The organism is Roseovarius salincola (genome assembly GCF_026891095.1).
GTDB classification, from domain to species: Bacteria; Pseudomonadota; Alphaproteobacteria; order Rhodobacterales; family Rhodobacteraceae; genus Roseovarius; species Roseovarius salincola.
In genome coordinates this window covers 62,887-76,410 of record NZ_JAPTNL010000012.1, presented here as the reverse complement: position 1 = coordinate 76,410, position 13,524 = coordinate 62,887, and the positions used below count along the sequence as shown (strand labels likewise).

At 65.7% G+C, this 13,524-nt stretch carries 11 protein-coding genes; 5 read left to right on the top strand and 6 right to left on the bottom strand.

Translation table 11 applies throughout. The features are described from left to right. Positions 1-5: 5 nt before the first annotated feature. Entirely contained in the window at positions 6-686 is a 681-nt protein-coding gene (cuyB, locus tag N5A93_RS13445) for a cysteate racemase (RefSeq protein ID WP_268955618.1), read from the top strand. Between the two features lie 3 nt (positions 687-689). Here cuyB and meaB read toward each other — a convergent pair whose 3' ends face one another. After that, the gene (gene meaB / locus N5A93_RS13440) at positions 690-1,664 is read right to left on the bottom strand and encodes a methylmalonyl Co-A mutase-associated GTPase MeaB (protein ID WP_268955617.1); all 975 of its coding nucleotides are present in this window, start codon (positions 1,662-1,664) and stop codon (positions 690-692) included. A 108-nt stretch (positions 1,665-1,772) separates the two neighbouring features. On the opposite strand from meaB, the gene hrpB reads away from it, so the two are divergent. The 3 genes from hrpB to N5A93_RS13425 all read left to right on the top strand — a co-directional run bounded on the left by hrpB (position 1,773) and on the right by N5A93_RS13425 (position 6,353). After that, a complete protein-coding gene (gene hrpB / locus N5A93_RS13435; RefSeq protein WP_268955616.1) occupies positions 1,773-4,247 on the top strand; it encodes an ATP-dependent helicase HrpB in 2,475 nt (824 codons plus the stop codon). Positions 4,248-4,354: 107 nt separating this feature from the next. Continuing rightward, positions 4,355-4,780: an NUDIX hydrolase gene (locus N5A93_RS13430; protein WP_268955615.1), complete on the top strand. Its 426-nt coding sequence runs from the start codon at positions 4,355-4,357 to the stop codon at positions 4,778-4,780. 91 nt (positions 4,781-4,871) lie between these two features. Then, a complete protein-coding gene (locus N5A93_RS13425) occupies positions 4,872-6,353 on the top strand; it encodes an inorganic phosphate transporter (protein ID WP_268955614.1) in 1,482 nt (493 codons plus the stop codon). Positions 6,354-6,365: 12 nt separating this feature from the next. Here N5A93_RS13425 and gnd read toward each other — a convergent pair whose 3' ends face one another. The 3 genes from gnd to N5A93_RS13410 all read right to left on the bottom strand — a co-directional run bounded on the left by gnd (position 6,366) and on the right by N5A93_RS13410 (position 10,022). Continuing rightward, positions 6,366-7,775 (bottom strand): NADP-dependent phosphogluconate dehydrogenase, encoded by a 1,410-nt coding sequence (gene gnd / locus N5A93_RS13420; protein ID WP_268955613.1) that lies wholly within the window; start codon positions 7,773-7,775, stop codon positions 6,366-6,368. A gap of 42 nt (positions 7,776-7,817) precedes the next feature. Beyond that, positions 7,818-8,744 (bottom strand): ornithine carbamoyltransferase, encoded by a 927-nt coding sequence (argF, locus tag N5A93_RS13415; RefSeq protein WP_268955612.1) that lies wholly within the window; start codon positions 8,742-8,744, stop codon positions 7,818-7,820. Between the two features lie 93 nt (positions 8,745-8,837). Continuing rightward, complete coding sequence (locus N5A93_RS13410) at positions 8,838-10,022, bottom strand: aspartate aminotransferase family protein (protein ID WP_268955611.1); 1,185 nt, start codon at positions 10,020-10,022, stop codon at positions 8,838-8,840. A 263-nt stretch (positions 10,023-10,285) separates the two neighbouring features. Between N5A93_RS13410 and N5A93_RS13405 the strand changes: the two genes are divergently transcribed. Beyond that, complete coding sequence (locus tag N5A93_RS13405; protein ID WP_268955610.1) at positions 10,286-11,188, top strand: DMT family transporter; 903 nt, start codon at positions 10,286-10,288, stop codon at positions 11,186-11,188. Between the two features lie 58 nt (positions 11,189-11,246). On the opposite strand, the gene N5A93_RS13400 is transcribed toward N5A93_RS13405, so the two are convergent. Both N5A93_RS13400 and N5A93_RS13395 read right to left on the bottom strand, forming a co-directional pair. Next, positions 11,247-11,573 (bottom strand): hypothetical protein, encoded by a 327-nt coding sequence (locus tag N5A93_RS13400; protein WP_268955609.1) that lies wholly within the window; start codon positions 11,571-11,573, stop codon positions 11,247-11,249. Beyond that, positions 11,560-13,476, bottom strand: coding sequence for an OmpA family protein (locus N5A93_RS13395; RefSeq protein ID WP_268955608.1), 1,917 nt, complete (start codon positions 13,474-13,476; stop codon positions 11,560-11,562). The genes N5A93_RS13400 and N5A93_RS13395 overlap by 14 nt, the downstream gene beginning before the upstream one ends. Between the last annotated feature and the right edge of the window lie 48 nt (positions 13,477-13,524).

Here is a 13,524-nt window from a genome sequence, read left to right as displayed (position 1 = left end):
GAACCATGCGAACTGTTGGAATCCTGGGTGGCATGGGGCCCGAGGCCACCATTCTTCTGATGCAGAAGGTGCTTGATGCCGTACCCGCACGCGATGATGGCGATCACATCCCGCTCATCGTGCATCAGAACCCGCAGGTTCCAAGCCGCATCAAGGCCCTGATCGACGGTACCGGCGAAGACCCGGCGCCAGTTCTGGCGCGCATGGCGGACGATCTTGCGCGCGCCGGAGCCGAGGCGCTGGCGATGCCCTGCAACACCGCCCATCACTATGCGGATGCGCTTCAGGGCGCGACCAGCCTGCCATTCCTGAACATGCTCGACCTCACCGCCTCGACGCTGGCGGGTGCGGGGGCGCAAAAGGTGGGGCTTCTGGCCTCGCCCGCGACGCGGCTGACCGGGGTTTTCGTGCGGCCCTTCAATGCGTGCGGGCTAGAGCCCGTTTCCTTGCCCGAAGACAGCGAGCTTCTGGCAATCATCCGCGCCGTCAAGGCCGGAGATGACCCCGACAAGCTGGCGCCGCGTCTCACGCGACAGGCAGAGCGACTGGCCGATGCGGGCGCAGATCACCTGCTGGTCGCCTGCACCGAGCTGTCCTTTCTGACCGGCGCGCTGCCTGATGGTGTCGGCTGGACCGACAGCCTCGATTGCCTCGTGGACGGGATCGTCGGCTTCGCGCGGGGTTGAGGCTCAGCCCTTGAGCCCGTCCAGCACTTCCTGCGCGGCGACGGTCGGGGTAATCGCCCCTTCGGCGACGCGCGCGGCGTAGTCCTGCATCGCCTCGCGGGCCTGCGGCGTTTCAAGACGCGCCAGAAGCCCGTTGCGCACTTCCTGCTCGAACCAGTAGCGCGCCTGCTCCTTGCGGCGCGCATCGAAATGCCCGTTCTCGCGGCGCCATTCCACCAGCGCAGTCATTTCCTCCCAGGCCTTTTCCAGCCCCTCTTGATGCATGGCCGAGACCATCATCGCCTTGGGAAACCCGGCGGGGTCCTGGGGCCGTTTGCGCAACAGGCGCAGCGCCCCGGCGTAATCGGTGCAAGTGCGCGTCGCCGCTGGCTTCAGATCGCCATCGGCCTTGTTGACGAGGATGATGTCGGCGATCTCCATGATGCCGCGCTTGACGCCCTGCAGCTCATCGCCCCCCGCCGGAGCCAGCAGCAGGATGAACAGGTCCGACATCTCGGCGACGACGGTTTCGGACTGCCCGACGCCAACGGTCTCGATCAGCACGACATCAAAGCCCGCCGCCTCGCAGACCGCCACGGCCTCGCGGCTGCGACGCGCCACGCCGCCAAGATGCGATTGCGCGGGCGAGGGCCGGATGAAGGCATTGGGATCGCGCGACAGTTGCTCCATCCGGGTCTTGTCGCCCAGGATCGAGCCGCCCGAGCGCGCGCTCGACGGGTCCACCGCCAGAACCGCCACCCGAAGGCCCCGCGCCGTCAGCATGGTACCGAAGCTTTCGATGAAGGTGGATTTGCCGACACCCGGCGTCCCAGACATACCGATCCGGATGGCCTGCCGGTCCGCGCCCTTAAGCTGCTCCATCAACAGTGCCGCCTGTTCGCGGTGATCCTTGCGTGAGCTTTCGATCAGGGTGATCGCCCGCGACAGCGCCCTGCGGTCACCGGCGACGATCTGTTCGCTGATTGTGTCGATATCCATGGCGGCAGCAGACCCGTTGTTGATGTGTCCCGGGCGCCTACATGACGCGCCACGCCCCCGAATGTCCAGACCACCGGCCACCGGCAGGCTATGGAAATATGCCGGCGCATGGCCGATAAGGCGGGCATGACCACGCAACTGCCCATCCTTGATGCGATTTCACCGCTGCTCGACGCGCTACGCACCCGCGGTCGCGCGGTGCTTCAGGCACCGCCCGGCGCGGGCAAGACCACCGTGGTTCCGCTTGAAATGCTCAAGGCCGGGCTGACGGATGGGCGCATCCTGATGCTGGAGCCGCGCCGGCTTGCGGCGCGCGCCGCCGCCGAACGCATGGCGCAGACTCTGGGCGAGGCACCCGGCCAGACCGTCGGCTATCGCGTGCGCGGCGAGGCGAAGGTATCCGGCACCACACGTATCGAAGTGGTGACCGAAGGCATCCTGACGCGGATGCTGCAATCCGACCCGGCTCTCAGCGGCATCGGCGCGGTGATCTTCGACGAGTTCCACGAACGCTCGCTCAATGCCGATCTGGGGCTGGCGCTCTGCCTCGAGGTTGCCGGTGCACTTCGTGAGGACCTGATCCTGCTGGCGATGTCGGCGACACTTGATGCCGCACCGGTGGCGGCGCTGATGGATGACGCGCCGGTCATCACCTCGGAGGGGCGCAGCTATCCGGTGGATATCCGCTGGCTCGATCGCCCCGTTCCCGCCACGCGCCGGTTCGAGCAGGCGCTGGCCGATCTGGTCCTGCACGCCGCATCCGGCACCTGCGGCGGGATCCTCGTGTTTCTTCCCGGCGAGGGCGAAATCCGCCGCGTCGAGGCGCTGCTACGTGATCACTTGCCGGAAGATTGCCAGTTGCGCCCGCTTTTCGGCGCGATGGAGTTCAGCAAGCAGCGCGCCGCAATCGCCCCGACCCAAAGCGGTCGCAAGGTGGTTCTGTCCACGGCCATTGCGGAAACGTCCCTCACCATCGCCGATATCCGGGTGGTGGTCGATGGCGGGCGGGCGCGGCGGTCGCGCTTTGATCCGGGCAGCGGCATGTCGCGGCTGGTCACCGAACCCGTCACCCGCGCCGAGGCGACACAGCGCGCGGGCCGCGCGGGCCGCGTGGCGGAGGGTATCTGCTATCGCCTCTGGACCAAGGGCGAGGACGGCGCGCTCCCGGCCTTTCCCCCTGCCGAAATCGAGGCCGCGGATCTTTCCGGGCTGGCGCTCGAGCTGGCGCTCTGGGGCGCCGCGCCCGGTGATCTGGCCTTCGTGACGCCGCCCAATCCCGGCGTCTATGCCGAGGCGCAGGCACTGCTGCGCATGTTGGGGGCGCTTGACGGCAACGACCGGATCACGCCGCATGGCAAGGCGCTGGCGGCCTTGCCGTTGCACCCGAGGCTTGCGCATATGATGGCGCTGGCCGGGTCCGGCGCCGCGTTGCCTGCCGCCCTTCTGTCGGACCGCGATCCGCTCGCGCGGGGCGCGCCGGTTGATCTGTCGCTGCGTCTCTCGGCGCTGCGCGACCTGCGTGATTTCCAGGCGCACCATTCCCACAGCGTCAATCGCGGCGCGGTTGAACGCATCCGCAGCGAGGCCAAGCGGCTGGCACGTCAAGTGAAGCCTGCGCAACAGGCCAAGCTGGACGATGCCGAGATGGCGGCCCTCGCCTATCCCGACCGCATCGGCCTGCGCCGCAAAGGGGATGCGCCGCGTTATGTGCTTTCGGGTGGCAAGGGCGCGGTGATGCCGGATAGCGACGACATGTCCGGCGCACGGCTGATCGTGGCCACCGATCTTGACGGCAACCCGCGCGAGGCGCGCATTCGCCAGGCGATCCGCATCGACGAGGCCGCGCTGCGCGGACTTTTCGCCGATCAGATCGGCTGGCATGATGTCTGCCTCTGGGACAGGCGCGAACGCCGCGTGACCGCGCGGCGGCAGGAACGGTTCGGTGCGCTCGTGCTGGATGACCGCATCTGGAAAGACGCCCCCGACGCGAGCGTGGCCCGCGCCATGCTGGACGGGGTGCGCGAACTGGGTCTGAACTGGTCGGATGCCGCGCGCCGTTTCGCCGCGCGCGTGGAACTTCTGCGCGCCGCTGGCGAAGATCTGCCCGATATGACCGAGGCGGCGCTTCTGGAGCAGCTTGAGGACTGGCTTTTGCCCTTTCTTTCCAAGGTCCGCACCGCGCAGGACTGGAAGCGGTTCGACATGCTCGAAGCTTTGCGCGCGCGGCTGATCCATAACCAGATGCAGCGGCTCGACAGGCAGGCCCCGGCACAGTTTATCACACCGCTCGGGCGCAGGATCCCGATAGATTACAGCGGCGAGGCACCGGAAATCAGCCTGCGCCTTCAAGAGATGTTCGGCCAGACCACCCACCCCTTGGTGGGGAAGATCCCGCTGCGGGTCACGCTTCTGTCGCCCGCGGGTCGCCCGGTGCAGACCACCACCGACATTCCCGGTTTCTGGGCCACCAGCTACGCGGATGTGCGCAAAGACATGCGGGGGCGCTACCCAAAGCATCCCTGGCCCGAGGACCCCACCGAGGCCGACCCGACGCTGCGCACCAGTCGCCGCCGCAAGCCGTGATTTGAATTTCGGCGCAAGTGTCGCTATATTGGAGCGATAACAAGAAATTAACATGAGCAGGCTAACAGAACCCCATGACTGAGGGATTAAAAAAAGCGTGGACCGAAATGGTCCAACCATTACTGCGCCGCCCCCCCGAGGTACAGGTCGCGGCCCTTTGCGGCCGTCAGGGTGAAACCGGGCTCGAGGTATTGCTGATCACCAGCCGCGACAGCGGCCGCTGGATCGTGCCCAAGGGTTGGCTGATGGATGACAAATCCGCCGCCGAAGCCGCGCGCGAGGAAGCCTGGGAAGAAGCGGGCGTCAAGACGGCGATGCTGACACCTGTGCCGGTGGGCACTTTCTCATATGAAAAACGGCTCGACACGGGCTATGATGCGCCAGTCGAGGTGCAGGTGTTCTACCTCGATGTCAGCGAATTGTCCGATATCTACCCCGAGGCGCGCGAGCGCCAGCGCAAATGGGTCAGCCCCGCCCAGGCCGCCGAGATGGTAAACGAACCGGGTCTGAAGGCGATTTTTCAGGAAATGTAACAGTTTTGTAACGGTTTCATGACCTTCAGCCATTGATCTGACCAGACACTACCTCTAGCGCTGTCAGCGACCTTATCGCCCGGGAGGGGCCGTGCCCGACACACCCGACAGCAACCAGTGGAAGACACTGGACAAGGATCTGAGGCGCATTTCCCAGATCGAGTATGCGACATCCTATGTTGCACGCCCCCTTGTCGCGCCGGGGATTGCGCTGGTGTTCATGGTCATCGCCGGTCTGGGCGCGGCGCTTTTCTTTGGAACCTACCCCAACAACACCGTCGTCGTGGTCGCCGCCGTGTTCGGCGCCTACATGGCGCTCAATATCGGCGCCAACGACGTGGCCAACAACATGGGCCCGGCTGTGGGCGCGAACGCGCTGACCATGAGCGGTGCGATCGTGATCGCCGCGATCTGCGAAAGCGCCGGCGCGCTGCTGGCCGGGGGCGACGTGGTCTCGACCATCTCGAAGGGGATCATCGACCCGGCAGGTTTCACCGAGGCGCAAACCTTCACCTGGGCGATGATGGCGGCTCTGATTTCCGCCGCGCTCTGGGTGAACCTGGCGACCCGCATAGGCGCCCCGGTCTCGACCACGCATTCCGTGGTCGGGGGCGTTATGGGCGCAGGGATTGCCGCGGCAGGCTTGATGGCGGTGAGCTGGCCCACGATGGGCGCGATTGCCGCCAGCTGGGTCATTTCTCCGGTGCTGGGCGGGGCCATCGCGGCGGGGTTCCTGGCATTCATCAAGAACCGGATCATCTATCGTGATGACAAGATCGCGGCGGCGCGGCGATGGGTGCCGGTGCTGGTGGGGATCATGGCGGGCACCTTTGCGACTTACCTCGCGCTCAAGGGATTGTCTCGCGTCTTGTCGGTCGATCTTGGCACCGCGCTGTTGATCGGGCTCGGGCTCGGCGCGATGTCCTATGGTTTTGCGCGCCCGCTGATCCGCCGACAGGCGGCGGGGATGGAAAACCGCAACCGCTCGCTCAAATCTCTGTTCGCCCTGCCGCTGGTCCTGTCCGCGGCGCTGCTGTCCTTCGCACATGGCGCGAATGACGTGGCCAATGCCGTCGGACCACTGGCAGCCATCGTTCACGCCAATGAATTCGGCGCCGTTTCAGGGCTGGTCGCGATCCCGATGTGGGTCATGGTGATCGGCGCGTTCGGGATTTCCTTCGGGCTGTTCCTGTTCGGCCCCAAGCTGATCCGCATGGTCGGCAGCCAGATCACCAAGCTGAACCCGATGCGCGCCTATTGCGTCGCGCTGAGCGCCGCGATCACGGTGATCATTGCCAGCTGGCTGGGCCTTCCGGTCAGTTCGACGCATATCGCAGTGGGCGGCGTGTTCGGCGTCGGGTTCTTTCGCGAATGGTATATGGAAAAGCGCCTGCGCAACAATTCAGGCAATGGTGAAACCGCCAAGCGCATTCCGTTCGAGGAACGCCGACGCCGCAAACTGGTGCGGCGCAGCCATTTCATGACGGTGGTCGCGGCATGGGTCGTCACGGTGCCCGCCGCTGGGGCGATGTCTGCCGTGATCTTCCTGTTCCTCAACACGGTGATCCGCTGAAGCGCCCTGCCCTCATGCCCACCATGGCCCGTGAAAGCGCCCCTTCTGCCCCAGCCTCTCGAAGCCGTGGCGCCCGAAGACATCGCGCTGCGCCTGAATCAGATTGGCCGTGCCGAAACCCTGTCGCATGCTGTCATACCATGCCAGCGCCGCTGAAAGCGACGGCAGCGCGTGTCCGGCGTGAACCGCCGCCGCCACCACCTCGCGCAGGGCCGGAACCGATGCCGCAAGTTCCTGCGCGATCGCAGGCGCCAGGATCAGATGCCCTTGAGCCTCCCCTTCGCTTTTTGCGCGCAGCGCGGCGGCCAGATCATCCAGCAGCGCCGAGCGGATGATGCAGCCGGCGCGCCAGATTTCGGCGATCCGGGCCAGATCCAGTGACCAGTCATATTCAAGTGCCGCCGCCGACAGAAGACGGAACCCCTGCGCATGGGCCAGGATGCGCGCCGCCTTGAGCGCATCCGCCAGAACCTCGGGCGACAGATCCAGTGCCAAGCGGGCACCGCCCAGGATCGCTTCGGCCGCCTGACGCGTGTCCTTTTCCGATGACCAGCTACGCGCACCGACCGCCGCCTCGATGGCGCTGGCCGATTGCCCCAGGCGCAGCGCCTCGATCACAGTCCAGCGGCCCGTGCCCTTCTGCCCGGCACTGTCCTTGATCACATCCACCACCGGATGGCCCGTGGCCGGGTCGCTGCGTTGCAGGATATAGGAGGTGATTTCCAGCAGGTAGGATTGCAGCGCGCCGCCGTTCCATTCACCGAAAAGCGCGCCGATGTCGGTCGGATTGCGGCCAGTGCCGAAGCGCAGAAGACCATAGATTTCGGCAATCATCTGCATATCGGCATATTCGATACCGTTATGCACGGTCTTGACGAAATGCCCCGCCCCATCGGGACCAAGATGCGCGACGCAGGGATCGCCCTGATAGCGCGCCGCGATACGTTCGAGGATCGGTTGCAGCCGCGCCCAGCTTTGCGCGCTGGCCCCGACCATCATCGACGGGCCATGGCGCGCGCCCGCCTCGCCACCCGAAACGCCCATGCCGACGAAATCGATCCCCTCCGCCGCCAGCGTCCGGCTGCGCCGCCTTGTGTCGTGGAAATCGGCATTGCCCGCGTCGATGATCATGTCGCCCGGTGCCAGCAAGGGCGCGATCCGGGCGATCATCTGGTCCATGGGCGGCCCCGAGGGGATCATGAACAGCACGATGCGCGGGACGGCGAGGTCCCCGATGAAGGACTCAAGACTCGGATGCGCATGAAGCCGTTTGCGCAGCGCGCCCGCCTCGTCGAGGAAGGGGTCGAACCTTTCGGCCTCGCGATTGGCCAGTGCCAGGTCGATGCCCTGTTCGGCCAGATTCAACGCCAAGGCGCTGCCCATGGTGCCAAGCCCGTAAAGACCGATCTGCGCGCGTGCCATGCATCCCCCAACCTTCGCCGGTGTCGGGCGGATGCTAAAGGCTCAGACTCCGAGACACCAGCGCATGATCGCCTTCTGGGCATGCAGGCGATTTTCGGCTTCGTCCCAGATCACCGAATGCGGCCCGTCCATGACGGCGCTGGTCGCCTCGTCCTCGCGGTGGGCGGGCAGGCAATGCATAAAGAGCGCATCGGGGCGCGCATGCGACATCAGCGCCTCGTTCACCTGGTAGGGGCGCAGCATGTTGTGGCGACGTTCTTTGGTGGACTGGCTGTCATGCATGCTGACCCAGGTATCCGTGACCACCAGATCGGCATCCGTGACCGCCTTGACGGGATCGCGCTCGATCTGGATGGTGCTGCCGCTCTTGCGCGCCAGCCCGACGAATTCGTCCTCGGGGTCAAGCTGCGGCGGGCCGGTGAAGGTCAGGTCGAAGCCGAACTGCCCGGCGGCATGCAGGAAGGAGGCGCAGACATTGTTGCCATCCCCCGACCAGACCACCTTCTTGCCCGTGATCGGGCCGCGATGTTCCTCGTAGGTCAGGACATCGGCCATGATCTGGCAGGGATGGGTGCGGTCGGTCAGCCCGTTGATCACCGGCACATCGGCATATTCGGCCATTTCCAGGAGGACGGATTCATCGAATGTGCGGATCATGATCAGGTCGACATAGCGGCTCAGCACGCGGGCGGTGTCGGCGATGGTCTCGCCGTGGCCAAGCTGCATGTCGGCACCCGACAGCACCATGGTCTGCCCGCCCATCTGGCGCACACCCACGTCAAAGCTGACCCGCGTGCGGGTCGAGGGCTTCTCGAAGATCAGCGCGACCATGCGCCCCGCCAGCGGTGTGCCTTCATCCGCGGTGCCGCGCGGGCGATCCTTGCGGGCCTCCTTCATGGCGCGGGCATTGTCGATCATCGACCGCAATTCGGCCGGGTCTGTCTTGTGGATATCGAGAAAGTGCTTCATGGCGTGGTGACCTTGGCTGAAGGGGAAAGGGGGCGCTGCCCCCGCCGCGCGTGCCGCGCGACTCCCCCGGAGTATTTCCGGAAAGGTGAAGGATCAGGACCCCGCACTGGTTTCCACCCGGGTCGCGGTGGCGTCAAGACGGGCAAGCGCCTCGGAAAGATCCTCGTCCGACAGGTTGAGCGGCGGCAGAAGGCGGATGACGTTATCAGCCGCCGGGACGGTGATGAGAAGTTCGGCGTAGGCGGCGGCGACGACATCCGCATTGGGCGCCTTGCATTTGAGCCCAAGCATGAGCCCGCTGCCGCGGACCTCCTCGAATACCTCGGGATGGGAGGCGACAAGCCCTTCGAGGCCCTGGCGCAGGCGCCCGGCCTTTTCGTTGACCGCCTCCAGAAAGGCAGGGTCGGCGATGATGTCCATGACGCGCGCACCTACGGCACAGGCCAGCGGGTTGCCGCCATAGGTCGAGCCATGCGTGCCCGCGGTCATGCCGCTGGCGGCGCTTTCGCTCGCCAGCACCGCGCCAAGCGGGAAGCCCCCGCCGATCCCCTTGGCGACCATCATGATATCAGGCTCGACGCCCGCCCACTCATGCGCGAAGAGACGCCCCGTGCGCCCCATGCCGCATTGCACCTCGTCGAGGATCAGAAGGATGCCCTTTTCGTCACAGAGATCGCGGAGCCCCTTGAGGCACTGGTCGGGCAGCGGGCGGATGCCGCCTTCTCCCTGCACAGGTTCAATCAGGATGGCGGCGGTGGTGTCGTCGATGGCGGCGTAAAGCCCGTCATGATCGCCCCAGGCGACATGGCTGAAGCCGGGCAGGCGCGGGCCAAAGCCGCTGGTCATCTTTTCGGAGCCCGCGGCAGCGATGGCGGCATGCGAGCGGCCATGGAAGGATCCCTCGAAGGCGATGATGCCGATACGCTCGGGCTGGCCCTTGGCGTGGAAATGCTTGCGCGCCATCTTGATCGCCAGTTCGCAGGATTCCGTGCCCGAATTGGTGAAGAAGACCGTGTCGGCGAAGGTAGCATCGACCAGCTTGTCCGCCAGCGCCTGCTGTTGCGGGATCTGGTATAGGTTCGACGTGTGCCACAACCGACCTGCCTGTTCGCTCAGCGCCGCGATCAGATCCGGATTGGCATGGCCAAGCGCGTTCACCGCGATCCCGGCGCCCATATCCAGAAATCGGCGCCCATCCGCCTCGATCAACCAGCTGCCTTCGCCCTTCACGAAGGTCAGGGGTGCCCGGTTATAGGTCGGAAGAACGGACGGGATCATCTGCGTAACCTTTGTTTCAGAAGCCCTTTGAGTGCCTTAGAGGCGCGGGCAAGTCAATGTTTTCGGGAGGATGCGGCGCGCTGGCGCGCCAGGGATCAAGCGAACGGGACGTCAGGCGTGGCTGCGTCGGCGTCGGGCCATGGGATATGCGAGGCGTTTGATCATGGCGTGGCTTTAGCCCGTTCATGACGCCACGTGAAGCGGAATCTTCCACGTCGGCCAAACATCTTGTCGGCGTGGTGTTTTGCGCCTACCGCTTTCACATGTTTACCCCGCGCGCCCCGAACCCCGCGCTTGCCGCGCTGCTGACGCTGGCGGCCTCGGCCTTTGCGGCGGGGACGACCCTGTTGGCCAAGGCCCTTGGCACCGGGGTTCTGGGACCGGCGATGCATCCGCTGCAAATCAGTCAAGGGCGATTCCTGTTCGCTCTGCTGGCGATCGGCGCGGTCACGGCGGCGATGCGCCCACGCGTGACTCGCCCGCATCTGGGGCTGCATGCGGGGCGGTCGGCCTTCGGCTGGGGCGGCGTCACCCTGATGTTCGCCGCCGCGGCCTACATCCCGCTCTCGGACGCGACCGCGATCAGCTTTCTCAACCCGGTCTTCGGAATGTTGCTGGCAGTGCCCTTTCTGGGCGAAAAGGTCGGGCCGGTGCGTTGGGGCGCGGCGGCCATCGCGCTGGTCGGGGCGGCGGTGCTGACCAGACCGGGCGGTGGGGCGCTGGCGGTCGGGGCGGTGCTGGCGCTTGGCTCGGCACTGTGTCTGGGAGCGGAGCTGATTTTCATCAAACGCCTCTCGGGGCGCGAAGGGCCGCTGCAGATCCTGCTGATCAACAACCTGATCGGGCTCGTGATCGCGACGCTGGCGGCGCTGTTTGTCTGGCGCGTGCCGAATGCGGGGCAATGGCTGGCGCTGGCCGGGATCGGCGTGCTGATGGCAGCGGCGCAGGCCTGTTTCGTGAACGCGATGGCACGTGCCGATGCCAGTTTCGTCGCACCTTTCTTCTATGCCGCGCTGGTCTTTGCCGCGATCTACGACGCGGCGGTGTTCTCGGTGCTGCCCGATGCGGTCTCGGTGCTGGGTGCCGTGATCATCCTGACTGGTGCGGGGCTGCTGGCATGGCGCGAGGGGCGGCGCAGGCCGCACGAGCCTCCGATGGCCGAATGACGGCATGCCACCTTCGACAAGGGCGCGCCGGGCTTCACGACATCGCAATTGCCGGCGCTCAGCCGGCGTTGCTGCGCTCCAGATATGCGCGAAGTTCCTCGGTCTCGTGGCGGGCCTCGCGCAGACCGTCCATGGTGGCGGCCAGTTCGGCTTCGGTCTGCGAAAGCTGGTTGGTCAGCTCGGCCTCGCGCTGCTGAAGATAGGTGATCGCCTGATCACGCGTCTCCTCGGCCTCATGCAGCTCCTGCGCCATCTTCTCAAGCTCGCCGACATCCGACTGATTGACCCGGATGAAGCGATGCACCAGCCAGTTGGCGAACCACCCGAGACAAAACGCCACGAAAAGAATGATTGCCGTGGCGATGATAAACTCAGTTCTGTTCATCGGGCTTGTCTTCCTGCGATGGTTCCTCGGCGTGGTTGTCTTCATCGCCCGGTTCTTCGGAGCTTTCAAGGCTTGTCGGGTCTTCTTCCGCAGGCTCGGGGCGGATCAGCCGGAATTCGATCCGGCGGTTCGCTTCGCGGCCCGCTTCGGTGTCGTTGTCGGCGATCGGTTCGCTTTCGCCGTAACCCTTGGCGGTGAAGGCCGAGGTCAGGATGCGCCGTTCGCGCAATGCGTCGAGAACCGCCTCGGCGCGGTCCTGGCTAAGGCGTTCGTTCATGACCTCGCGGCCCTGGCTGTCGGTATGGCCACCGATTTCCATGCGTACGTCACCGCACTCGCTCAGCACTTCGGCGATATCGTCGAGGATCGCGGCGCCGCTGCCTTCGATGGTCGACGACCCCGGCTCGAAGTTGATCTTGCGCTCGGATTGAATCGTGGCGATCCGGGCCTCGCATTCTTCTGGTGTCGGGATGTTGGCGAGGGGGTCGAGCGCCTCGCTATAGGTCACCTTGATCGAGAACTTGGCCCCCTCGCCCAGCTTCTCTGAAAGGAATCGTGACACCCGCGCGGACGCATCCTGCTGGCCGGTATTGCCGATCAGCGTCAGGGTGTCGGGGGTGACGGTCACCACCCCGTTCGAGACATGACTCAGCGCCTCGAGCCCGGTCAGCGTGCGCAGCGACCAGTCCTTCGGCAACCCATCCGAGACCCGCGCCGTGGTGCGGACCGACTCGGACGAGAACCGCGCCTTGGCGAAACTGTCCACAGTCTCACGCGCCAGCTTGCTGCTGACGCGACCGCGGATCTGCACCTGCCCCTCGGGCGAAAGCGTCGCCACGAATTCCGGCGCGACGGGGGCGCTGGCATCCTCGGGCCGGGGCAGTACCGCGTGCAGCGCGAAGACATCGGGCAGCGACGTTTCAAGCCGCCCGATCACATCGTCAAAGGTGCTCTCCGATGTGCCTTCGAGGGCAACCATCGAAATATCCGCATCCGAAAAGGTGAGGCTCCCGCCGCCCAGTTCGGCCAGCGCGTCGATTGCCATCTCGGCCGCTGCGCCCCATCTGGGAGAGGGCACGCCAAGGGCAAGCGTGCAATCGGCCTTGCGGCTGAGGCCCGCGCGGCCGGCGGCGCTCAGGATTCGTTCGCGCGCCGCTTCGGTATCGGCTGAACAGGCATCGAACCGGGCTTCGCCATCCTCGATCAGGAAGCGCAGCGTGAAGGGCGTGACCACCGGTCGCGGCGCCGATATATCCAGCGTCAGGCGCAAATCCTCGGGCGCGTTGCGCGCCAGTTCGACCTCAAGCCGCCGTTTCGCCTCGGGGCTGTCCACCATCGCCTTGATCAGGACGCTCTCCGCATCGACCGAGATCTTGGCCCGCGGAAGCAATTCAAGCGACTTCACCGCAAAATCCAGTGCCGCATCCCAGCTCTCGGAATGGGGGTAATCCGCTGATTCCAGAAGATCCGTCGCCTCGCCGTCGCCGGTGGCGTCGGCGATATCCTCTATCAGCGCGTCACGGTCGCTCGAGGCCGGCACCAGCCCGATCAGCGACGTGCCGCTGTCATTGCGCAGGATCTCGATCGAGAATCGTGGCGGGGCGATGCCCTTGGTGTCCTCGACCAGCATCTGGTCCATGACCCGCGCCGCGTCCACCATTCGCCCGGCCAGCGACAGCGCCTTGAAGCGCATCGCCTCGGTGGGGGCGGTGCCGCCCAGGAAAATCTGCAGCCCGTCGGCATCGACCTGGGTCCAGGTCATGCCGTTCATATCCAGTTCCTGGCGCACCGAGGCGCGCGAACTGTCCTCGATCACGGTCACGGCGAGACGCGCAATCAGTAGGCAGAACACGGCTGCGGCCAGGAATGTCGCGGCGATGGTGAAGATCGAAGACAGGCGCATGCTGTTCGGAGCCCGCAAGTTGTTGTCTCGCCCGTGTTTAGGCCCTGC